At 45.9% G+C, this 22,841-nt stretch carries 18 protein-coding genes; 10 read left to right on the top strand and 8 right to left on the bottom strand.

The window, feature by feature from the left end:
- Positions 1-779: hypothetical protein (locus tag AB4Z08_RS11890; RefSeq protein WP_441573958.1), on the top strand; the 779-nt coding region annotated here is incomplete at its 5' end.
- 344 nt (positions 780-1,123) lie between these two features.
- On the opposite strand, the gene AB4Z08_RS11895 is transcribed toward AB4Z08_RS11890, so the two are convergent.
- A complete protein-coding gene (locus AB4Z08_RS11895; RefSeq protein ID WP_441573959.1) occupies positions 1,124-2,080 on the bottom strand; it encodes a BPSS1187 family protein in 957 nt (318 codons plus the stop codon).
- A gap of 53 nt (positions 2,081-2,133) precedes the next feature.
- On the opposite strand from AB4Z08_RS11895, the gene AB4Z08_RS11900 reads away from it, so the two are divergent.
- Positions 2,134-2,805, top strand: coding sequence for an MgtC/SapB family protein (locus AB4Z08_RS11900; RefSeq protein ID WP_441573960.1), 672 nt, complete (start codon positions 2,134-2,136; stop codon positions 2,803-2,805).
- Position 2,806: 1 nt separating this feature from the next.
- On the opposite strand, the gene AB4Z08_RS11905 is transcribed toward AB4Z08_RS11900, so the two are convergent.
- Complete coding sequence (locus AB4Z08_RS11905; RefSeq protein ID WP_441573961.1) at positions 2,807-6,418, bottom strand: gliding motility-associated C-terminal domain-containing protein; 3,612 nt, start codon at positions 6,416-6,418, stop codon at positions 2,807-2,809.
- Between the two features lie 127 nt (positions 6,419-6,545).
- Between AB4Z08_RS11905 and AB4Z08_RS11910 the strand changes: the two genes are divergently transcribed.
- Both AB4Z08_RS11910 and AB4Z08_RS11915 read left to right on the top strand, forming a co-directional pair.
- On the top strand, positions 6,546-6,941 hold the full coding sequence (locus AB4Z08_RS11910; protein WP_441573962.1) for a DUF6304 family protein: 396 nt from the start codon (positions 6,546-6,548) through the stop codon (positions 6,939-6,941).
- Positions 6,917-7,198 (top strand): hypothetical protein, encoded by a 282-nt coding sequence (locus AB4Z08_RS11915; protein ID WP_441573963.1) that lies wholly within the window; start codon positions 6,917-6,919, stop codon positions 7,196-7,198. The genes AB4Z08_RS11910 and AB4Z08_RS11915 overlap by 25 nt, the downstream gene beginning before the upstream one ends.
- Positions 7,199-7,249: 51 nt before the next feature.
- Here the strand turns inward: AB4Z08_RS11915 and AB4Z08_RS11920 are convergent, their stop codons facing one another.
- The gene (locus AB4Z08_RS11920) at positions 7,250-8,473 is read right to left on the bottom strand and encodes a family 16 glycosylhydrolase (protein ID WP_441573964.1); all 1,224 of its coding nucleotides are present in this window, start codon (positions 8,471-8,473) and stop codon (positions 7,250-7,252) included.
- Positions 8,474-8,784: 311 nt separating this feature from the next.
- Positions 8,785-10,524 (bottom strand): cellulase family glycosylhydrolase, encoded by a 1,740-nt coding sequence (locus tag AB4Z08_RS11925; protein WP_441573965.1) that lies wholly within the window; start codon positions 10,522-10,524, stop codon positions 8,785-8,787.
- A 172-nt stretch (positions 10,525-10,696) separates the two neighbouring features.
- Between AB4Z08_RS11925 and AB4Z08_RS11930 the strand changes: the two genes are divergently transcribed.
- Together AB4Z08_RS11930 and AB4Z08_RS11935 are read left to right on the top strand one after the other, a co-directional pair.
- Entirely contained in the window at positions 10,697-13,555 is a 2,859-nt protein-coding gene (locus AB4Z08_RS11930) for a ligand-binding sensor domain-containing protein (RefSeq protein WP_441573966.1), read from the top strand.
- Between the two features lie 99 nt (positions 13,556-13,654).
- Positions 13,655-14,893 carry a multidrug effflux MFS transporter gene (locus tag AB4Z08_RS11935; protein ID WP_441573967.1) on the top strand — a complete coding sequence of 413 codons (1,239 nt, stop codon included), beginning with the start codon at positions 13,655-13,657 and terminating at the stop codon, positions 14,891-14,893.
- Here AB4Z08_RS11935 and AB4Z08_RS11940 read toward each other — a convergent pair.
- Positions 14,890-15,615 carry an SDR family oxidoreductase gene (locus tag AB4Z08_RS11940; RefSeq protein WP_441573968.1) on the bottom strand — a complete coding sequence of 242 codons (726 nt, stop codon included), beginning with the start codon at positions 15,613-15,615 and terminating at the stop codon, positions 14,890-14,892. The genes AB4Z08_RS11935 and AB4Z08_RS11940 overlap by 4 nt on opposite strands.
- A 74-nt stretch (positions 15,616-15,689) precedes the next feature.
- Positions 15,690-16,271: a Crp/Fnr family transcriptional regulator gene (locus AB4Z08_RS11945; RefSeq protein WP_441573969.1), complete on the bottom strand. Its 582-nt coding sequence runs from the start codon at positions 16,269-16,271 to the stop codon at positions 15,690-15,692.
- A gap of 75 nt (positions 16,272-16,346) precedes the next feature.
- Here AB4Z08_RS11945 and AB4Z08_RS11950 point away from each other — a divergent pair, with 75 nt between their 5' ends.
- The 3 genes from AB4Z08_RS11950 (at position 16,347) to AB4Z08_RS11960 (ending at position 18,235) form a co-directional block, all read left to right on the top strand.
- The gene (locus tag AB4Z08_RS11950) at positions 16,347-16,553 is read left to right on the top strand and encodes a hypothetical protein (protein WP_441573970.1); all 207 of its coding nucleotides are present in this window, start codon (positions 16,347-16,349) and stop codon (positions 16,551-16,553) included.
- Entirely contained in the window at positions 16,540-16,884 is a 345-nt protein-coding gene (locus AB4Z08_RS11955) for a TfoX/Sxy family protein (protein ID WP_441573971.1), read from the top strand. The genes AB4Z08_RS11950 and AB4Z08_RS11955 overlap by 14 nt, the downstream gene beginning before the upstream one ends.
- 118 nt (positions 16,885-17,002) lie before the next feature.
- Positions 17,003-18,235 (top strand): cation:proton antiporter, encoded by a 1,233-nt coding sequence (locus AB4Z08_RS11960; RefSeq protein ID WP_441573972.1) that lies wholly within the window; start codon positions 17,003-17,005, stop codon positions 18,233-18,235.
- A 46-nt stretch (positions 18,236-18,281) separates the two neighbouring features.
- Here the strand turns inward: AB4Z08_RS11960 and AB4Z08_RS11965 are convergent, their stop codons facing one another.
- Entirely contained in the window at positions 18,282-20,438 is a 2,157-nt protein-coding gene (locus tag AB4Z08_RS11965; protein ID WP_441573973.1) for a glycoside hydrolase family 3 N-terminal domain-containing protein, read from the bottom strand.
- Between the two features lie 147 nt (positions 20,439-20,585).
- On the opposite strand from AB4Z08_RS11965, the gene AB4Z08_RS11970 reads away from it, so the two are divergent.
- The gene (locus tag AB4Z08_RS11970) at positions 20,586-21,701 is read left to right on the top strand and encodes an aminotransferase class V-fold PLP-dependent enzyme (protein WP_441573974.1); all 1,116 of its coding nucleotides are present in this window, start codon (positions 20,586-20,588) and stop codon (positions 21,699-21,701) included.
- A 197-nt stretch (positions 21,702-21,898) separates the two neighbouring features.
- On the opposite strand, the gene AB4Z08_RS11975 is transcribed toward AB4Z08_RS11970, so the two are convergent.
- Complete coding sequence (locus tag AB4Z08_RS11975) at positions 21,899-22,732, bottom strand: aldo/keto reductase (RefSeq protein ID WP_441573975.1); 834 nt, start codon at positions 22,730-22,732, stop codon at positions 21,899-21,901.
- Positions 22,733-22,841: the final 109 nt, after the last annotated feature.

A 22,841-nucleotide genomic window follows, 5' to 3' on the forward strand; every position in this document is an offset into this window, starting at 1 on the left:
TCAAAATAATCTCCCATGGCAAAACAAATGTCTGTCATTCCAAACAAATGTCTGTCATTCCCTTTACGGGAAAACTCGGCCCTCTCATTGGGTATAAGCGCAATGGCAACTACTTCCTGCGCTCCATGCCTGAAAGCGTGCAGCAAACGGCTGCTACCCGCCGCGCATCACGCCGCTTTGGTATCGCCAGCAGAAAAGGCGCTTTTATCCGGCATGCTTTCTACGGCAACCTGGATATCCACTGTGACGGTGGCCACATCAATCGGCTGAACAGGCTACTCATTGCTGCCGGCGATCATCACGCCGCCATCACGGGCTTCCGCTTCAATCGGCATACCGGAGTAGATCGTTTTTTTACGGTGGCTCCCCGCCTTTTCCCTAACGGGATATTAAATATCCCCGCACAAACCATCGACGGGTATAAAGGTATTACTGCCCTGGAAGTAAAAGTGATCGCAATGCGTATTGATTTTATATCACATCAGGTGGTGGGTAACGAAACGGTTACACTCATGATAGCGCCGGATTCCACTTTACAGGAAACAAATGTTTCGCTCGATGTACCCGGAGAGGGTTCACTGGTAGTAGTTTTCCAGGTAAGAGCGATGTACAACGATGGCCCATCGGGCAACAGACAATATATGGCTGCGGATATTATTGCGGTGGCTGCGCCACAGGTACCCAAATATGCTAAAAAACGTACTTATCCAAAGCGGACAAGATTGCTTCCTAACCTTACCTATACACGCGCATATCCAACTATTATTCAACTGGAATAAAACGCGCTTGCCCCCCGGAGATATTTTGATGAATAAACCTTTTATACCTGCTTCCTTTGAATAATATATTTCTTTCCGCAGCTACAGCCTGGTAGGGAAGCAGCCCTGCTATGGCCATTTCTGGCCTCCATCCATTTGCTGATGCAATTTCATCCCTATTACACATCCAGAGGTCATCCCCGCATCAAGTCCACCTCTACTGCACTGCTTCTGTAGGTACTTAGCAGTTGCTAAGTATAGCATCGGTATCTGTGAGGCAGCCTTTAGGGCTGCTGATAGCCTTAGATCGCTAGCATTCTTCCTGTATAGATTGACTAAAACTTTACACTGCTCAACTTGATCACTTACGGTTTCGTAGCCCCACTGATCATGTATTTCCATACCGGAATAAACTCCATCCCCACTGTAGAGCCGTGCTTATCAGACTTGTTAATATCTGTTACCAGTATACTACGGGTAGAATGTACCGGCGTCTGTGGCTGCACCATCGTTGTATCCGTTACAGCGTGATGATTAATCAGCGCAACATCTGCCACCTGGTACTGATAATTAAAAGGATCCTGCACATGCAGGAATGCATAATACCGGCTTACAGGTGTGCGTCCGTTCACCTCCTGCCAGTGTGCAGGTGCATTAAAATATTGTAAGTAGTCCTGTGGACCGGAAAACATTAATACACCCCGCAGTTTAAATTGCTTACCCATATAAGCAGCATGCCCGGCCCCCTGCGAATGCCCGGCAGCGATGATCTTATCCCAGCGTGGTTGTCCATGCCTCAGAAACTCCTCCCACACCACATCCTGCTTCGCCAGGTATTGCAATAGCTTTGTTAAACGATTCACCAGGCTGTTTACCGAATCTACCGCTACCTTATCACTCACCGGCGAACCAAACATAATTTCCTGCCTGAAATGATCAAAACAGGTGCTGTCTTCACTCTTTGAACAAACCGTAGTAATCACATTATTCAAATAATCCAGCGTCACCACATAATAGCCCATCTCCGCAAAACAACTGTCGAATGCCCTGAAATGGACCGCACTCCCACCGGTGCCCGGTATCATCACCAGCAACTGATGACGATTATTTTTCTCCATTGGCGTCACAGCGAGGTGTGGCGAATGAACAGTACTTATGCCGGCCCCGGTTGTCTCAGGCGACACAGATTGCAGCTTCACCTGTGCCCGGCCAACCAACGGCAACAATAGTACTGCGAAAAACAAAAGCGGTGTTCTTAATACAAACATGCTAAAAAGATGAGTGAGTTCATTTGAAGATACAATTTTTGATTCCTTTAACATAACGCCTATACGTTAAAAATGGTAAAAGGGCATTTATTGCTTAAATTAGTAAGATGATACCCTGGACAGAAATACTACTGCGATTAGCACTGGCTGCTATTTTTGGCGGCATCATAGGACTGGAAAGAGAACGTAAAGATTGGGCTGCCGGCTTAAGAACGCATATGATGGTATCTGTAGGCGCTGCGCTTACCATGATGGTATCTGCTTACGGATTTGCAGATGTACTGGGCACTCCTAACATTGTACTCGATCCCTCCAGGATAGCAGCACAGGTCATCAGTGGTATCGGGTTCATTGGTGCAGGAACCATTCTGTTTCTAAAGGAAGGAGTAGTACGGGGACTCACTACTGCTGCCGGCTTATGGACCGTAGCAGCCATCGGACTGGCTACCGGCGGAGGCATGTACTTTGCCGCATTTATCGCCACTTCCATTGCCATTATTATCTTATGGCTGTTACAACCGGTGGAGAAAAAGTTTCTCTCAAAATTTGAACAGAAAACCATTCGCATTATCACACTGGAAAGAAACAAATCTATAGAGGTGGTTGATAAACTATTTCAAACGACTGCCCTCAATATCTCCTCCTGTAATATCGAACAAAACGATAGCCTGTTTTTTGTCACTATCCGGTTCAGAAGTATGGACAAAGCCATAGTAGGTAAACTCATTGCCGACATCCAAACAGATGCCGGCGTGAAAGAAGTGTCGTGGAACAGCTAACCTACCGGATCAGTGTCACCGCTCCCTTCACCAGCTGTGTACTGCCATCCAGGAATTCCACCGTAGCAAAATAAACATAGGTGCCCATTGGCGCCGGCTGCCCTCTCACATATCCATCCCATCCATAACTTCTGTCATTGGCAGGTGTATTATGCGCTTCAAATACTTTATTCCCTAAGCGGTTGTAAATATTAAAATCTTTCAACTGCTTGATATCCCAGCTGCCAATCACATAAAACCAATCATTTTGCCCATCACCATTGGGTGTAAACGCATTCGGCATCGTCACGCCGAAACTGGTGGAGGTTTTAATATACACGGATGCAGTATCTGTGCAATAATACTGGTTGAAAGCCGTAACGGTATATCGCATAGATGACGTTGCATTGGCAAGTGGCCAGGCACAGGTAGTGCACGATAAGCCACTGATCGGCGTCCAGGCATAAGACACTGCAGGACCGCCATCTACAACAGCATGCAGATTCACCGCTGCTGGTCTTGGCAACTCTATCAGTGAAGGATTCAGACTAACCGTAAAAGGAGTATACGCCCTGTTTGACTGGTTATTGGTATAATTCGTTTCATCCATCACGAAATCCGTTCGCCTGTTTACGATGGCTGCAATTTCATTGCTGTGCGGGGCAGAAAGCAATGTGGTGAAATTATGGCAAACACCATCTGTAACGGGTGTATAAAATAAAGGGGATAATACTTTGGTCTGCTCACTGGATGGATCACCATTGTAAAAAGATACCGGCACCCCCGCATGAATACTATCATAGCCATTAGCTGTGCATACCTTGAATGTCACCAGGATATGATCATTATCGTAGCACTCTGTTTTCAACAGGTCAATGCTAAAATCAGGCGGAAAGATCCGCACATACTGCTGATCTTTTATTATGCAACCATACTTATTAGTCAGCTGTACGCCCACAAAGGCACTGTCTTTCATAGTTGCCCGTGGCACTGCACAGGAATAGCAGCTCAGCGTGTAGGCGTTATCGTTCTGCCATAAAATATCTTTAGGTGTAAAGTCCGTCAACTTATAATACAGTGGAAAATCTGCTTTCCTGAACACGATGGTATCCTGTGGAAACACCGCAACAACAGGTGCTTTATATTGCCAGCGCGTGGTATTATTATCAGGATCTGACTCATTCAAACCCGTTGCAGGTGGATGTATCGTACGGTCCTTGTTCACAATGGCGTACACATTACCGGTCGTGCTTTGCTTAATATAACTGCCATAATCCGCACAGGCACCGGTACTCTGTAATGGTGTCAAAAATCCATTTCCCAGCAGCACCGCTGCAGGATCAGCAGGAGACCGGTCATAAAACGCTACAGGCAACTGAGCAGGAATATTTCCTTTGGTATATAAATTACATAGGGAGAAGTCTACATGTAAACTATCGCCTTTGGCACAATCTACATTTTTCATCGCTACGGTATAATCATCCACTACCGGTATATGCAATGTAGCGGTAGTGCTGTCGTAGCAGGCATTTTGTGTATATGCCATCACCTTCACAGTGGTAACCGTATCCTTTCTGTAAGGCGCGGTAAAAGTAGCATCCACACAGTTCGTACAGCTAAGATAATCGCCTGTCCATATAGCACTTTGCACAGTACCATTTGTTCCTTCAGGTTTCAACACCACCTGTTGTTCCGGTGTAAGCGTATAGTCTGCCGGATCCAACGCTACCTTAAATTTAAAGCCGTGTTTGATACTGATATTATTACCGTAATTAGTTTCCACCAGAGGGGTATTCGGAAGCGCCAATGGCAGCGTAGAACCATCATCATTCAAAACTACCCCAAGGCTATCTATACCGGCACGACCCGCATCCACAATAGTAGATAACAGCGTGGTAGAGCACTTTCCCCTGATATCACCCGGCAAAGGCCAGATGCCTAACTTTTGCGTACCCGGCTTACGGGGATCACCGTCATAAAAAGATACCGGTGTATTTTTAGGAATGGTATGATAACCGAAGTTGTGGAAATATAACGTTACACGCACTTTGGTTTGCTGGTAACATTCTATTTTGGTCACATACACCGCACCATCTGCTGTAGGATCATCTACAATAATTTGTACTGCGTTGGTAGTATCAAAGCAAACACCATCGGTAGCGGCTAAACGAACATGATAGTTCGCGGGTATCTTGAACACATACTTCAGTTGTTCATCTGTGCTGACTACCTGCTCCACCATTCCCTTGTCATTGCTCATGAGCCAACTCCAGCTGGTGGCGTTACGGGAGCGGTTATTAAAATATACACTATCCAGTTCAATTCCGTCTTTGGATGCGATTTTTCTTTTGCTGGGCCAGAAGCGGGCTACTACGCCACAACTAACAGATATCACATCATTGGAGGTAGCGGAACAGCCACTCACGGTATTGGTTACACGGAGAATGATCTCATAATTTTTCTTCTGGGTAACGGTCAGCTGCATAGTGGCCGCAGTACCACTGGGAACACCATCGACCAGCCATTGGTAAGCATTTCCGCCGGTACCACTGCTGGTAAACGTCACCACGTTGCCTACTACGGGATAGTCGATATCACGGGTAAAAGCCGCAACAATATTTTCGGCGCAGGGTTCATTACATACCGTACTGGCTAACATACCGGGCAACGCCACATCAATAAAGCTGTGCATCCGCGCCGCCTGACCGGCTGTAAAGGAAAGGATACAACCAATGCCCTGCCCGTAATCCATAAAGTTATCTGGGAGATCCGGTACGTCTACAGTAAATCCGGATAAGGTATCTGTGCTACAGGAATTTTGTGGTACACCGCAGGCATAGCCGCCGGTAATTGTCTTTTCGGGCGGGGTGTCACATACCATGTCGCCATCAGTAAGACAGTCATTATTTTTACAATCCCGGTTCGCAAAAGTATGTGCCAGGCTAAGGTAATGGCCCATTTCATGCGCCAGTACGCCTACACCAAGTCCTGCTACCACAATGTCGCCACCAGCACTGGCATAACCGCCCATCTTCAGCCGGGTCCAGCTGCCACAGTCGAAATCCTGCATGTATTCCGACTTAATATCCGTCACTACCCATATATTCACATAACGTGCAGGGTCCCATCTGCCGAGGGCTGTAAGGTCCCCTCCTTCCATTTCATTATCAAAATCCGATAAATAGGAATGGGTACGTACAATACCTGTGGTTTTGCCTCCATCCGGTGCTGTTTTAGCCAGGCAAAACTGAATTTTTGTATCGGTGCGGCCGCCGGTGAATGCACCGGTTGCCGCATACGCATCGTTTAGTTCCTTCAGAGCCGCCAGTACAGCTGCGTCCGGATATGCCGTCGGGTCTTCATTGATGATATGAAATACCACTGGTAGGATCACGAGTCCCGGTGGCTTTACAGCGGCTCCTGGTACCCGGATATATTGTTTTTGTAAGATAGCCTTATTAATGGCCCGTTCGCGCGCCAGGAAAGACGCATCTTTCCTCCATAATTCCTGCAAGGCATCTGTGCCACAGGGGCGCACCGTAGCAGACATTCCTTCCTGTGCTTTCAGGACAACAGGAAGTAATAGACACACCAATAACAGGGTGTACAGGTTTTTCAGAGCTGGCAAATGCATCAACGACAGATATATTAACGATGGCGCAAATATATATTCATTTTTATTAATCAGTAAACTTATTATGTGCTCCTTTAACTTTCGCTTCTTTGAGTTAATTACTATATTGACCACCTAAAACGCCAACATGGTCTTTCCAACTACCTATACAGATAATGCTGGTAGCATAACTACGCATTTTGAAACCGATGGCGAATGCATGCAACTGATGCTCCGGAACACCGCATTTACCGGCGCTAATTTCGATGAGCTTTCTTTAGTAAACGAAACTGACCATATTGGTGAAGGCATCACGCTCGATGATTTGGGATGTATTACCAACTGTACATTTGATATCTCCATACCCGTAAGAATAGGGACACAACAGGTAGAAAAAATGGCCGCGCTCTTTTTCCGGCTGCATCTCGAAAGCGGAAAAGTCACCTGGTATGACCAGCTTTCTTTCCGGATAGATGAACATACTACGCTTTGTTACCCGGACAAAAGGGAGAATTTATCATGGAAGGAATACTCCCTTACCTGAAGAAAGAGCTACCAGACAATGTAACCCTGTTGTGTTGTTTCGACTGTGCCTTTGCTCATTACTGGCCCGCAGGGAACAGTGCTTTCGGAGGTATGCGCTGTTATAAAAATCTCTCCACGGAGATCCTGCAAATAGCAGATAAAGGAGACTTAATGGACCTGGACCACTTTCACGGGGATCAGGTGCTGGCTACCCAGGAAACCTGGCATTGCAACGAATTCCAATTCCCCACTCCCGACCAGTGGCGATACCTATAAAAAAGGGCCGCCTGTAAACACAGCCGGCCCGATCCATCACCCTAAATAACATTAATACCGGAATGCTTCCCAACCGGAAGCAGTAGCACGATTACAGGTCATGGCCTGCGTACCGTTTTCACAGGAAACATATTTGCCATTATTACCCCGGAGAGAAATGGAACCATCTGTATTAACAATCCAGTCAAATTTTTCCCAATCGCCCACGGTGGTGCGGCTACAGGTAATCGGATTTAGCCCGTTTTCGGACGATACATACTTACCCTGGCTTTTCAGGGCCACTTTACCACCACCGGCATCTTCTACCACAAACTGTTCCCAGGCCTGGGCAGTAGCCCGGGTACAGGTCATAGCCTGTGTACCATTTTCACCGCTCACAAAAGCATTATTAAATCCTTTCAGGGTAATCGTACTGCCAATAGGTGCAGTACCACCACCGCCATTAGTGATAGAATATACTCTTACATAATCAACATACATATTGGCAGGCAACTTACTTTCATCAATGGTTTGTCCGGGAAAATCACCACCCACTGCCATGTTGAGGATGATAAAAAACTGGTTATGAAACTCTTCTGTGCTGTTAATATTATTCAGAATATTGGCCGTAGCAAACTGGTTGCCATCCAGGTACCAGCGGATAGAACTGGCATCCCACTCAACTGCATATACATGGTAGTCCGTGATGCTGGTGCTGGTATTGCCTCCATAGGATACATGCCCGTTGGCATCCCAGTGAATAGTGCCGTAAATGGTGTTGCTGGTGTTTACCTGCTCCATAATATCTATTTCACCACATTTGGGCCATCCAACTGTGCCAATGTTATTCCCCAGCATCCAGAAAGCCGGCCACAGTCCCTGGCCGGAGGCCAGCTTAATACGTGCTTCGATACGGCCATACTGTGTTGTAAAATGACCGGCGGTATTCATACGCGCAGAGGTATACGGCCAGCCATTCACGCTCTGCTTTTTGGCGGTAATCACCAGGTTGCCATTGCTAACGGTGGCGTTGGACGATTGATAATATTGCTTTTCGTTGTTAACCCCGGGGCCGGTTTCAAAAGACCATTTGGAGGTGTTAACACTGCTGCCGTCAAATTCATCTGACCAGATCAATTGGTAGGAAGCGGCGGCAGCCTGCACTGCAGCTGCAGCTGGTTTAGCGTTTAACGGTTGCAGGGAATCGGTTTTCTTTGCCTCTTTTGTACAGGAGGAGATAATGGTAGCCATTAACAGGAAGGAACCGATGCTAATGGTAAATAGTTTTTCTTTCATGGAATTTAGAATTGAAAAAAGGTGAACAAATAAGGGTCATGGATCAACGCGGAATATTTTTATCTAGTGGAGTAAATTTGCAGCTTGTTGCCTGGGTAACAAAATTTAGGGGTACGTCAAAAGTACGCGGTTTTTTGTCTTCCCCAGGATTATACTGATTTTGATGATTTTACAGATTTTTATTTTATGATTTATAGAGATAAAAAATACCTGTTATCCTCTCCCTTTATCTTTTAATCCTATAAAATCATTAAAGAAAAAAAACTGTAAAATCATCAAAATCAGTATAATCCTGGGGAAGACAATATCCGCTATTGCTTTACAAAAGTGATCCCACTGAAATGGCATCCCCCCTGCACAAATGCCACCCGCAATCTATTGGTGCCTTTTGCCAGTTGAATGTTCTTCAGCTCCACCAACTGCCATACTTTATCATTGCCGGGAACGGCGATATTAGTAGCCAGCGCTTTACCGTTACCCGTAATAGTAAAACGCGCCCCGGCGCTGTCGGTGTCTGCACGCACTTTCACCTGCAAGGTATAAGTACCGGGACTAGTCACCTCCGCAGTATATTGCAGCCACTCTCCGTTTTCTATATTAAAAACAAAAAACTCATTACCTTCTCTTTTAATATCCACCCCATCATTACGGTACGCATAACCACGATTCCCCTGTGTATTTACGCCCGGTGTATAATGATAGCTCGCCGTGTCCATATCAGCATAAGCGGATAAATTTCTCCCTAAATCATAATCTACTGCCTGGATGACGGCTTTATCCCTGATGTAATGTTCCTTAAATGGGATCGCCTCCGCGGAATGTACCTGTCTGAACATGGCATCTGTTACGTCTTTGTGATACACATTGTTCTCCAGGCGGGTATTACGTACAAACTCCGTTAATGCTTTCCAGGCATCATCTGCCGCAGGTGCGGGGGCCTTGCCACTCCAGTAATCCAGGATCGCCTGGTAGCCCGGGCTTACCTTAATTTCCAGGGGTTGATTACTACCTATCTTTTTCAGCTGCCACCATGCCCAGCCAATATCATTGCTTTCCACCATRCGGATGGTATTGGTATACCAGTTATTGGAATTTTCTCCGGATTCTCCCAGCCACAAAGGCAGGTTATACTTTTCCCGCAGGTCCAGGAAATGCTGAATGGAAGATACCTGCGTGAAATTGCCGTATTTATGAAAGCTCATCACGATATTATCATCCCAGGCAGGCAACAGGCCATTGTAATTATTCCCGAATCCATTGCCTTCTATGATAATGATATGCTTTTTATCTACTTCCCGGATCGCTTTGGTGATGTCCTGCATCAGCTGCTTCAAAGGCGCATTCTTTGTTTCCCTGGTGCCCCTGCTATCTGTAGCATCTTCAAAGCCCCAGTTGGGTTCATTAATAATATCATAACCGCCTATCCAGGGCTCATTGGCGTACCGCTCCGCCAGTTTCCGCCATAACGCAATGGTTTTACTGCGGTTAGCTTCACTTTCCCAGAGAGATGGTTTTTCCGGATGCCTGTCGGAAATAGGCAGATCATTCCCCTGTCCTCCCGGCGTAGCATGCAGATCCAGGATCAGGTACAGATGATTCGCCCTGCACCAGCTCAGTAAGGAATCGGTCAGTGCAAAACCTCTGTCCAGCCAGGTGTTTTGTCCGGGTACCGGTTCCTGATCTACCGGCAACGTATACAAATCAAAGTGCATTGGCAACCTCACAGAATTAAAACCCCAGGCCGCCATGGAGTCAATATCTCTTTTATTGGTATGACTGTTCAGCCACTCTTCATAAAAAGCCTGTGTTTTTTCCGGCCCTACCAGCTCCTGTATTTTTGCACGGATCTTATATTGCTGCCCGATATTGCCCAGCCGGAACATATATCCCTCCTGCAACATCCAGCCCCCTAATCCCATTCCCCGTAGAATGACCTTTTCATTCTTCTCGTTTACAATAATATGTCCCTGTGTTTTCAAATACCCCTGCCCGTTAGTCTGCCCAATCAATGCAGCTAAAAAAATGAGTACCAGCCCGTGGAATTTCAGCATGATCATATGTCTTTTAAAGAAAGACCAAGATCTATATTAAATAGGGAAAATTCATTTTTTCACCTACGTCATTTCTACTTCAGATTGCAATAACAGATTGATTATTAATCCGTCTTCATTACTACTATACTACATCAACAAAAAAATTCTACATTTAGTAAAACGCTTTTACATGAAGCCTTTTCTGTTGCTGGCACTTTTATTCCACGTAAGTTTCATTTATGCGCAAAACACCATTGGTCTACCCTCCATTGTCAACTACAGCAAAACCCAATACCAGGGCAACGGGCAAACCTGGGACATAGATATGGACAAACGGGGCATCCTGTACTTCGCCAATAACGAAGGATTGGTCACCTATAACGGTAACTACTGGAAACTATACCCAGTCCCCAATAATACGCGGTTACGTGCCGTAAAAGTAGCGCCCGATGGACGCATCTACGTAGGTGCTCAGGACGATTTCGGCTATTATTATCCGGATGCCAATGGTATACTTGTCTATACTTCTCTCAAAAAAAATATCCCCGCAGGGCAAACAGAATTTGCAGACATCTGGAATATTGCCTTGTACAACAACGCTGTTTACTTTAAAAGCAACAATAAAATATTTGAATGCCGTAATAATAAGATACAGGTATACAACGCTCCTGTGGAATGGAAAATAATGGGCAGCACCGCCCATGGCCTCTATGCACAGGACCTGCGACAAGGGTTACTGAAACTGGTGGCGGGTAAATGGCAACCCGTTTGTAAGGAAAGCTCCGGGCAACAACCACTAGTGACCGCATTCCTGCAGGAAGAAAATGATACCCTTCTCATTGCCACACTAAAAGATGGGCTGTATAAAATCAGTGGACAACAACTGGTCCCCTGGCGTACTGCCGCAGATGAAGTATTCCGCAACAGCCGTATCTACTGTGCCATCCCGCTGCAACAGGGCCAACTGGCCATTGGCACCTTTTCCAAAGGTTGCTATATCATCAATGGCGCCGATGGAAAAGTCATACAGCAATTCAGCATGGACGAAGGACTCCAGAATAATAATGTCCTGAAGCTGTTTACGGACCCTCAACAAAATATCTGGCTGGCACTGGATAACGGTATCGACCAGCTCCGTTATAATACTGCCATCAAACAAATTCAACCCGATAAACATAATTCCCTCACCACTTATGCGGCGCTGGTATTTAGCCACCGCCTGTATATCGGCACCTCCGATGGCCTCTACAGCACACCACTGGACAGCGTTACAGATATCAGTTTCTCAAAAGGCAATTTCCAACCCGTACCCAATACGAAAGGTCAGGTATGGAATCTGACCGCCGTTCAGCAACACCTGCTGATGGCCCACCAGGAAGGCACTTTTGAAATCAATGGCAACAAAGCCACGCCGCTGCTGAAAGATGTTGGCTGCTGGACTTACCTGGCGCTGGGTAACAGGATATTGACTGGTTGCTACAACGGGCTGGCCGCTATTCAATATAATAGTACAGCCGTTACCGTTACCCGGCATATCACCGGATTGTTTGAATCCCTGCGTTTCCTCGCAGCAGATAATGCGCAACGCATTTGGTCTTCTCATCCTTATCGCGGCGTATATCAACTCACACTGAAAAGTGATACCGCCTTGCATTCGCAGCTTTTTACACAAAAAGATGGCCTCCCCGCTACCAACAATAATTATGTATTCCGCATTCAAAACAAAATGGTGGCAGGCACTATGCAGGGCATCTACGAATATGAAGAAGCGAAACAACAATTCGTCCCTTCCCCTTCCCTCTATCCATTACTACACACCCGCAGCATACAATACCTGAAAGAAGACAGCAGTGGCAGGATCTGGTTTGTGTCCGATAAAAAACCAGGCGTCATAGACGCCGCTCACAAAACAGTGACCTGGTTTCCGGAACTGACAGGAAAAATTGTAGGTGGCTTTGAATTCATTTATCCCTATAATGATGAAAACATTTTCTTTGGAGGAGATAAAGGCATTTATCATCTTAATTATAAAAAATACAACAACCATGGCAGCCAACTCTCAGTGCTACTGGGACAAATAAAAGCCACCAGTAAAAAAGATACCCTCTTATTTGGTGGCTATGCGGTACAGGATGCAAAACAACGGGTGACGCTGCCTAATGCATACAATAGTTTTCATTTTGAATACACCGCACCAGCAGCTGAACAAGGTAACAACATCACTTACAGCTATCAACTGTCAGGATTCGATAAACAACCCGGAGAGTGGACCAGCAAAACAGAAAAAGAATATACCAATCTGCCCTATGGTCGTTATACTTTTTCCGTAAAAGCAAAAGATAATCTTGGCAATATCTCTCCTGCCGCTACCTACACCTTTACCATTTTGCCCGCCTGGTATCAAACCTACACGGCATGGGGACTGTATCTATTGCTGCTGGCGGGTTTCATCTACTTCCTGTATGGCCGTCAAAAAAAGAAATTTGCTGCGCAAAAAGAAAAACATGAGCAGGAACAACAACACCTCATTTTTCAGCATCAGTTGGAACTGGAAAGAAATGAAAAGCAACTGATCCAGCTACGTAATGAAAAACTGGAATCTGATGTACAGCATAAAAACAAAGAACTGGCAACTGCTACCCTGCACCTGGTGCAGAAAGGCAAACTACTATCCAATATCCGGGAAGAATTTATTCAGAGCGTAAAAAAAACAAACGATGCTTCCACATTGCCTTCTTTCAAAAAAGTAATGCGGCTGTTTGAAGAAGCAGAAAATAACGAAGAAGACTGGGCTCAGTTCTCACAACATTTCGATGAAGTACATAATAACTTCTTACGCACCCTGAAAAAATTATTTCCTGAACTCACTACTACCGATCTCAAGCTATGTGCTTATCTGCGCATTAATTTAACGACAAAAGAAATTGCACAGTCCATGGGTATATCCGTACGGGGCGTGGAAACCAGCCGATACCGGCTACGCAAAAAACTGAACATTGCAGGTGAAACACCCCTCTATGATTTCCTGATTGACATCAAAGCGTCATAAAAACATAACAGGAACTTTACAGGGATCAGACAATCAGGCCGGGCTTGCATCGTTTTTTCTGTTTATTTTTGCGGTGCATTTTTTAAAGAGATATTTACCTTGGCCAACGAACTCTCCAGAGCGAAATACATTTCGCTTATACTTATATTAGGTACACTTACAGCATTAGGACCATTTTCCATTGACATGTACCTGCCCGGCTTTCCGGCAATAGGTAAGGATTTAGGTGTAGACCCTACGCGGGTGGCACTCTCCCTTTCCAGTTTCTTCATCGGCATTTCAGCCGGCCAGTTATTGTATGGCCCGCTGCTGGACCGTTTCGGAAGAAAGAAACCACTTTATATAGGATTGCTCCTTTATGTGATATCCTCTATCGGATGTATTTATGCGTCCACCCTGGACAGCCTGATCATTCTGCGGTTTGTGCAGGCCATAGGCAGCTGTGCTGCTGCCGTGGCATCTGTAGCCATGGTGCGTGACCTGTTTCCCGTAAAAGAAAACGCGAAAGTATTTGCACTGCTCATGCTGGTAGTAGGTACCTCTCCCATGATAGCCCCTACAGTAGGCAGTTATGTGACCAGTGCCTTTAGCTGGCATGCCGTGTTCCTCATACTGGGTGCCATGGGCGCACTGATCCTGTTAGCCACCATTTTCTGGCTGCCGGAAAGTTTCAAGCCAGACACGTCTATGTCGCTCAAACCCAGACCCATTATCAATAACTTCCTCGCGGTAGTAAGTGAGCCACAGTTTTATACGTATTGTTTTGCAGGCGCCATTTCCTTTTCGGGCCTGTTTGCTTATGTATCCGCGTCTCCACAGGTTTTCATGGACATTTATAAGCTAAGCGATAAAGCCTATGGCTGGATCTTCGCCTTCCTCTCTATCGGCCTGATTGGCTCCAGCCAGGTGAATAGCTTATTATTAAAACGCTTCACCAGCCAGCAAATAGTACCGGTGGCATTGGTTGGCCAAACTATTACTGGTCTTATTTTCGTGATATGTGCCTGGAACAACTGGTTATCGCTGCCGGGCATCATCGCACTTCTGTTTGCATTCCTTTGCTGTCTGGGCTTTATCAATCCCAATACAGCCGCTTTATCACTGGCACCTTTTACTAAAAATGCCGGTAGTGCTTCGTCGCTGATGGGTGCAATCCAAATGGGTATTGGTTCCCTGGCATCTACGGTAGTGAGCTTATACAATACGCACACAGCTACTCCAATGGCAGTAACCATGTGCGGATCTTCTTTTGTAGCATTACTGATTTTAGTGGTTTGCAGCAGGAATATCAAAACAGCGGTTACTGCTGCGCCAGCAGCTGCTGCGATGGCCCATTAAACCATCACGGCGCCCCCGTCTACCACAATAATCTGACCGGTGCTGAAGCCTTCACGCATCAGGTATAAATAGGTTTGTGCAATATCTGCCGTTTCACCTACACGGCCTACCGGCAACGCAGCTGCTGCCTGTGCATACATCGCTTCACGGTCAGCCTCCGCCATCCCCGCCCACAGGTCGGTTTTCACAATACCCGGAGATACGGCATTGACCCGTATAGGCGCCAATTCCATGGCCAATACACGGGTTAATCCATCCATAGCGCCACAGATACATGCGCCCGCTGCCCAGCCCTTCTGTGGCCTTAAACTGGCTATTCCGGTAGTCAATACCACCGAACCACCCGGCAGTATATGCGGACTGGCATATTTCACGGCATTCATAGCACCCAGAAAACGTAACTGTAAAGCGTCCAGCATGTCTGCACTGCTGAAATCAGCGACCTGCCCAAACGGGAAAGGACCACCCGCTGTAAATACCAGGTGATCAAAAGCACCGGCACCGTTAAAGAAATCACGTACAGCTGCCTCATCACGCAGATCTAAGGCAACACCCTGGGCCGTACCAGGTAAAGTAGTCAATGCCTTGTTTACCCGTTCCTGGTTACTGGAAACAATGATTACCAGGGCGCCTTCTGCCGCTGCTGCCTGCGCCGTAGCCAAACCAATACCCGCTGAGCCACCCAATACCATCACCTTTTTTCCTGTCAGATTTGTATTCATAACCTTTTGTTTTTTATGAATACAAAATTCGTGTGTGGCAGGATGATGGCATTTACCAAATGGTAAAAACGATATTAAGCAGTATAGTTTTTCCGGATCCTGCTGAGCGATTGTTGGGTAATACCCAGGAAAGAAGCAATGGTACTTAAAGGTACGCGCGCCGCGATGTCGGGCTCCTGCTGCATAAAATGACGGTAACGCTGCGTAGCATCCAGCCCGGTGTACTCGTTCCGGGTCTCTATCTTTTCCATCAGCACCCGCTGGTTAATAGTCGTGATCAGTGATTGCAGATAAGGGATCTTTTCGTATAACCACAACAGTTGCTCCCGGTGCATTACTGTCAGCTCTGCCTCACACGCAGCTTCCAGCCTATACGCGGCGGGCGTCTGCTGGGAATAACTATCAAGCACCGTAGCGCATCTGTATTCCTTCAGGAAAAACAGGGTAATATCTTCCCCTTCTTCTGAATGCTTCACCAGGCGCAACACACCTTTGCTGATAAAGAATATTTCTTTCGCTACTTTGCCTTCTGCCAGCAACACGGTGCCTTCTTTCACGGTACGCGTACTAAGACCGGCAGATAACAACTCCCAGTCCGCCGCTGTAACAGGGTGCAACAATTGAAGATAATCGTGAAAAGATCCGGCAGCTATCATAGTAACTAATTTCTTTACAATATTATACAGAGAATTTGAAAATCCTTCCGCTATCTTTTACCTTTAAATATTTTTATGAAGATCCCGGCGTTCGCACTGCTCCTGCTTTCCTTTACAGTCCATGCACAATCATTTAAACCTTTAGCGGATAGTATCCGGAAAGCCTATGATATTCCCGCACTCGGTTATGCTGTGGGGAAGCACTGGAAAAACGCTACGGCTATTAAAGGGAAATTGTATCTTTATCATCTCCCAAAAAACACTACCCATGGCACACAATGAAAAACTGGCTGACCGTGTTCGTGAAATCCTCGCTGCAGCTACCAGCAATGTGGAAGAAAAGAAAATGTTCGGCGGACTCTGTTTTATGGTCAATGATAAAATGTGCGTTGGCGTGCGTCCCGAAAGAATAATGGTGAGAATAGATCCGGCCACCTCCGATGCGGTGCTGGAAGCCACACCCGATGCGAAGGTAATGGTACATGGCGGTAAAGAAATGAAAGGATTCATTTTTATAGACGAGTCAGCACTCACTACTAAAAAACAACTGCTTCATTGGATTAAAATGGCATTAGATTTTAATGCAAATGCTAAGTCTTCAAAGAAAAAGTAATCCGAAACCGCCGATCAGGGAATGATTTGCCGCATTTTTTTCTATCTTTAAAGCCCTCCGGAAAAATTGTAGCATCATTAGGAACCTGATTTTTTAACTGGCATTATTCGATTTGCTTATGAACACTTTTACACTGATAACGGCTTTAGTTACCATTAGTGCATTAATTTCCTACATCAATAACCGTTTTATAAAATTACCGGGAACCATAGGCGTGATCGTGGTTTCACTCCTGTTGTCCGTACTGATTCTGTTAACCGGTAAAATATTTCCCGATGCTTTTGCATTCATTAAAGACCTGACCAATGGCATCGACTTTACCGGTACACTACTGGACGTAATGTTAGGTTTCCTGCTCTTCGCCAGTGCCCTTCATTTCGATTTCAATAAACTAAAAGCGCAACGATACCCGGTGCTGGTGCTTAGTACCGTAGGTGTTATCGGCTCTACCTTTATATTCGGATTCCTGTTATACTGGGCTACACAGCTGATGCATATTGATTTACCCCTGGTATATTGCCTGCTCTTCGGCGCATTGATTTCACCCACAGATCCCGTGGCCGTTTTATCCATCTTAAAAAAATCAAAAGTACCACCTGCCCTTGAAACTATTATCGGTGGCGAGTCTTTACTGAATGATGGTACCGGCATTCTCTTGTTTGTGATCCTGAAAGAAGTAGCAGGACAGGCAGATACACATGTCTCCCTGTCATATGCCGCGGCCTTGTTTTCACAGGAAGTTTTTGGTGGTATCGCGCTCGGCGTTATCTCCGCCATCGTTGCTTACAGAACCATGAAACGGGTAGATGACTTCCAGATCATTGTAATGGTGTCCTTGTCGATGGTGATGGTGATATCTGTGCTGGGAGCCATGTTACACGTGTCCATTCCACTGGCAGCAGTGTCAGCGGGGCTGATCCTGGGTAATACATCCCTGGGTACCAAACAGTCGGAAGATATGCAACACTATTTTCACAATGTATGGAGCCTGATAGATGAATTACTGAATACTATCCTGTTTGTGATGATAGGGCTGCAGATTGTGATCATGCCGTTTTTACAAAACTATTGGTTCACCGGTTTATTAGCTACGCTATTCGTACTGGTGGCACGCGCACTGAGTATTACCGTGCCTTCCATTCTATTAAAACGTACGCTGAACATTAACTATAAAAGTATTACGATCCTGGTATGGGCGGGGCTGCGGGGAGGTATTTCTGTAGCACTGGCGTTGTCTTTACCGGAATCACCGTATAAAGAAATTATTCTTTCGGCCAGCTATTTTGTGGTGTTGTTCTCTATTATTGTACAGGGATTGACCCTCAAGAAAGTGGTAGATCGAATGGTATAGCGGATATCCCCTTACGCGGCAGTAGCGCCGCGTAAGGGGATATTATTTATTTTATGCGCAGTTCCTTTGTGAGCACAAAGTCTGCCGAACTCTTTCCTATATTAATCTTATAAGTGCCTTTATATAGCTTCCAGGCATGTTTGGATAAATCCCATTTCTGCAACTCAGCTACCGGTATTTCCAGTTGCACTACTTCCTGTCCGCCCTGTTTCACCAGCACCCGCCTGAATGCTTTCAATTCCTTTACCGGCATGCGTTCTACATCAGGATAGCTGATATAGGCCTGCACTACTTCATCACCATCATATGCACCGGTATTTTTTACAGACACGGCTACACGAATGGTATCATTGTTCCTGTATTCCTTTGCAGGAGCTGTTTGCCAGGCATAATCAAATTTCGTATAGCTAAGACCGTAACCAAATGCGTATTCCGTATTACCTTTAAAATAGCGGTAGGTACGGTTTTTCATGCTATAGTCTTTATAATCCGGTAACTCATTCAGCGAATTATAAAAAGTAACCGGCAGGCGCCCTGCGGGCGAATATTTTCCGAAGATGATATCCGCGAGGGCATTACCGCCCTGTTCACCCGGATACCAGGCCAGGATCACCGCGTCTGCATAAGGTGCAATGGCCGCTACATCTACTGCACTACCGGCAGTAATCACCGCAATGATCGGTTTTTTATGCGCTGCCCGCAGCTTCTTCATAAACAGGATCTGCGAACGGGGCAAACTTAACGTACTTTTATCTCCACCGGAATCAGAAAGAAATGCATCACCATCTTCACCTTCCAATAAAGGAGTTAAGCCAATCACCGCTACTGTTACATCGCAGTTCTCAGAAGCCCAGATACCGCCAAAATGCAGTGTATCCGTGAAATCACATCCCTGGTCGTATTGCATCGCCATACCGGGACCCGCAGCCTTGGCCAAACCGGCAGCAAAAGTAACCATGTCGCCGGATACGCCGTGATAGTTACCCATCAATGCTTCCAGCGAAGCAGCATTCGAACCGGTTACTAGCATAGATGCATATTTATCCCGGTTCAATGGCAACACACCATCATTCTTCAGCAATACCATACTTTCCCTGGCAGCTTCCCGCGCCAGCCCGGCATGGTAGGTGTTGTTTACGCTATCAACGCCAAACCGGCTATAAGGACTGGCTTCCGGCGCGTTATAGAGTCCCAGTTTCAGCTGGGTGCGTAAACTGGCGCTAAGCGCACTGTCTACCTCTGCAGCAGTGAGCCATCCTTTATCAATCGCCTTCATGACATCGTCCTGCAGAATATTGGCGCAGTCCAGGTTAACACCAGCTTTAATCGCTGCCGCCGCCACTTCCTCACGGGTAGGAATGGCTTTATGCCTTAACCAGATATCATCCAGTGCCCAGCAATCCGTTACTACCTGGCCGCCAAATTTCCACTCGTGACGCAGAATGTCCTGTAACAGTGTATTTCCGGTGCAGCAAGGCTGGCTGTTTACCCGGTTATAAGCACACATAATAGACTCCACCTTACCATCTACCAGCCTCTTAAAAGCATAGAGGTAAGTTTCTCTTAAATCCTTTTCATCTATAATCGCATTAAAGCTATGACGATCGGCTTCCGGGCCACTGTGTACCGCGAAGTGTTTGGCACAGGCGGCCGTTTTCAGCATGCCCGGCACATCCCCCTGCAGGCCCTGTACAAAGGCTCCGGCCATCGTGGCTGTCAGGTAAGGATCTTCTCCATAGGTTTCCTGCCCGCGGCCCCAGCGGGGATCCCGGAAAATATTAATATTAGGAGTCCAGAAGTTAAGCCCCATGTACTGCACATGCCGGTGCTGCTGCACCGCCAGGTTATACTTGGCCCGCGCTTCCGTGGAAATAGTACTGGCTACCTCCCGCGCCAGTGGCGCATTAAAGGTGGCAGATAAACCAATTGCCTGCGGATACACCGTGGCTTCACCGCCCCTGGCAATACCATGCAGGGCTTCATTCCACCAGTTATAAGCCGGCAGCTGCAACCGCTCTATCGCCGGACTGTTGTATCCCAGCAGGGAAATCTTTTCCTGCAGGGTAAGCGTATGCAACAAATCATTTACCCGCTCATTCAACGGGGCTGCAGCATTCCTGAAAACTGCCTGCTGTTGCGCTCCCGCCTTAAAGACGAATAAAAATACAATTGAATAAAGAATGAAATACTGTTTTCTCCGCATGCTAAAACCTGAATTTTTATTTAAAATATATCCTGCCACCTCCGCAAGTTATCACATAAAAGAGATAATCATTCCCCGGCTGCTGCTCACTGATTTAATTTGTTTAATATCGTACAGGAAATAATAAAATAGTATAACTACCAGCATATGAATAAATGGGAAACAATAAGAGCCGATTACCCGGTGACCAATAAAAGCGTTTATCTGTTTACCAATGGCGGTGGCCCCGTGAGCACCCCATTTGTACAACATGCCCATACCCTGCTCACTGAACTCAGCGAAAAAGGCCGGATGGTCATGCCGGGATGGAATCAACAGGTAGATGAAGTACGACAACAGGTGGCTCAGATGCTCAACGCACAACCAACTGAAATTGCGTTCATCACCAACACCGCACATGCCATGACCTTACTCTATGACATGTTTCCAAAAAGCTACGAAATCATCACCATGCGGGATGAATTTCCTACCGGCATTGTAGGCTGGATGCACAGCGGATATACCCTCCATCTTGTAGAAAGCGATGCCAATCAGCACATCTCCCTGGAGGCCATTGCCGCGCAAATTACTCCCGCCACAAAAATCCTGATCACCAGCCATGTGATGTTCAGGACAGGCTTCCGTCAGCAACTGAAAGAAATTGGCGAATTATGCAAACAACATGGCATCATCCACATCGTAGATGCTACACAATCATTTGGAGTAAATGATATTGATGTACAGGAATGTAATATAGATATCCTCATCTTTCACGGCTACAAATGGGTAACCTCAGGATATGGCAGCGGCGCTATGTATGTATCCCGGCAACTCCTGGATAAATACCCGCCTACCGTGATGAGCTGGTACAATGTAGATTATGAAAAGCCTGACTTTGATCTGGTGAAAGACTATACCATTTTTACTCCTAAAAAAAATGCGCTGGCTTTTGAAGCCGGTACACTTCCTTTCATCAATATCCTGCTGCTGGGGCATACGCTGGCATATCTGCAACGTATAGGCATTACGGATATAGCGGCCTACATACAGGAGTTAATTGATTACCTGAGGCAACAAGCCAAAGCACATGGTATCAGACTGCTGTCGGACTATGCGCCGGCCAACCGCTCTGCTATTCAACTGCTGGAAATTACGGAGGAACAAAACCTAAAAGTGGTACAAAATAACATTAAGGCGAGATATAAAAATAACAGGCTGACGGTAGCGCTTAATTTTTATAATAATAAGGAAGATATAGACCGCTTATTTGCTGCGATTGCCTGATGCGATTTTTTGTCTTATTCAGGATTATACTGATTTAGATGATTTTCCAGATTTTTACTTTTCAATTTTTTGAACAAAAAGATGAGGGGAGATATAATCGAACTTCGCTTAAATCTACCCTCATCTTTTTAATCTTGTAAAAACAAAAACTGGAAAATCATCTAAATCAGTATAATCCTGAATAAGACAAAAACTCGCTAAAAATCGAAATTATCCGGATCTGGTCCTACTCTTTCTCCGCAATCCAGTGCAGCTATTTTCTGCACATCTTCTTCGCTGATATTAAAGTTAAAAATGGCTGCATTGGAAATAATCCGCTCATTGCGGATGCTTTTAGGAATAGTCACCACTCCTTTCTGCAGATCCCATCTTAATACCAGTTGCGCCACAGATACTTTGTATTTGGCAGCCAGTTCTTTCAACAAGGGCACGTCAAAGGCTTTACCCTGCATCAGCGGGCTCCAGGCTTCGTATTGTACCTGGTGTTGCTGACAGAAGTCCAGCAATGGCTGCTGTACCAGGTAAGGATGAAACTCCAGCTGATCTACCATAGGAACCACCTTGGCGGTCTGAAATAAATCCTCCAGGTGATGTTGCAGGAAGTTGCTGACACCAATCGCTTTTACCCTGCCATCAGCATACAATGTTTCCAATGCGCGCCAGGTTTCTTTGTATTTCCCTTTCACCGGCCAGTGGATCAGATACAGATCCAGGTAATCAGTCTTCAGTTTTTCCAGGGAAGCATCAAACGCTTTTAAGGTGCTGTCGTATCCCTGGTCGGCGTTCCATACTTTCGTAGTGAGAAAAATATCTTTTCTGTCGGTCGTATTTTTCTCAATGGCAATACCAACGCCTTCTTCATTATCATAAATAGCAGCGGTATCTATATGGCGGTAACCCGCATCCAGTGCATAGGTAACGGAGTCTATTACTTCCTGCCCGTCTTTTGTTTTGAAAACACCTAATCCGAAATAAGGCATCTGTACACCATTCGCGAGTTGTACAGTACCATTAATGTCTGTAATATTCATCTGATGGAAGTTTTATGGTTTTTTAAATGTTATCTGATTGTTTGAAACGCCAGCGGTGCCGGTTTGTTCATTCTTATATAAAATTTGTACAAAGCAACAGCCCGGTAAA

This window comes from Chitinophaga sp. RAB17, from assembly GCF_052114225.1.
In the GTDB taxonomy this organism is placed as follows: domain Bacteria; phylum Bacteroidota; class Bacteroidia; order Chitinophagales; family Chitinophagaceae; genus Chitinophaga.

Bases quoted from the DNA above. Each gene is read 5' to 3' on its own strand.
- AB4Z08_RS11915 (WP_441573963.1), top strand. From the start codon at position 6,917: ATGGAAGGAATACTCCCTTACCTGAAGAAAGAGCTACCAGACAATGTA.
- AB4Z08_RS11910 (WP_441573962.1), top strand. From the start codon at position 6,546: ATGGTCTTTCCAACTACCTATACAGATAATGCTGGTAGCATAACTACG.
- AB4Z08_RS11950 (WP_441573970.1), top strand. From the start codon at position 16,347: ATGAAGATCCCGGCGTTCGCACTGCTCCTGCTTTCCTTTACAGTCCAT.
- AB4Z08_RS11940 (WP_441573968.1), bottom strand. From the start codon at position 15,615: ATGAATACAAATCTGACAGGAAAAAAGGTGATGGTATTGGGTGGCTCA.
- AB4Z08_RS11965 (WP_441573973.1), bottom strand. From the start codon at position 20,438: ATGCGGAGAAAACAGTATTTCATTCTTTATTCAATTGTATTTTTATTC.
- AB4Z08_RS11970 (WP_441573974.1), top strand. From the start codon at position 20,586: ATGAATAAATGGGAAACAATAAGAGCCGATTACCCGGTGACCAATAAA.
- AB4Z08_RS11895 (WP_441573959.1), bottom strand. From the start codon at position 2,080: ATGTTAAAGGAATCAAAAATTGTATCTTCAAATGAACTCACTCATCTT.
- AB4Z08_RS11930 (WP_441573966.1), top strand. From the start codon at position 10,697: ATGAAGCCTTTTCTGTTGCTGGCACTTTTATTCCACGTAAGTTTCATT.
- AB4Z08_RS11920 (WP_441573964.1), bottom strand. From the start codon at position 8,473: ATGAAAGAAAAACTATTTACCATTAGCATCGGTTCCTTCCTGTTAATG.
- AB4Z08_RS11905 (WP_441573961.1), bottom strand. From the start codon at position 6,418: ATGCATTTGCCAGCTCTGAAAAACCTGTACACCCTGTTATTGGTGTGT.
- AB4Z08_RS11900 (WP_441573960.1), top strand. From the start codon at position 2,134: ATGATACCCTGGACAGAAATACTACTGCGATTAGCACTGGCTGCTATT.
- AB4Z08_RS11960 (WP_441573972.1), top strand. From the start codon at position 17,003: ATGAACACTTTTACACTGATAACGGCTTTAGTTACCATTAGTGCATTA.
- AB4Z08_RS11975 (WP_441573975.1), bottom strand. From the start codon at position 22,732: ATGAATATTACAGACATTAATGGTACTGTACAACTCGCGAATGGTGTA.
- AB4Z08_RS11945 (WP_441573969.1), bottom strand. From the start codon at position 16,271: ATGATAGCTGCCGGATCTTTTCACGATTATCTTCAATTGTTGCACCCT.
- AB4Z08_RS11955 (WP_441573971.1), top strand. From the start codon at position 16,540: ATGGCACACAATGAAAAACTGGCTGACCGTGTTCGTGAAATCCTCGCT.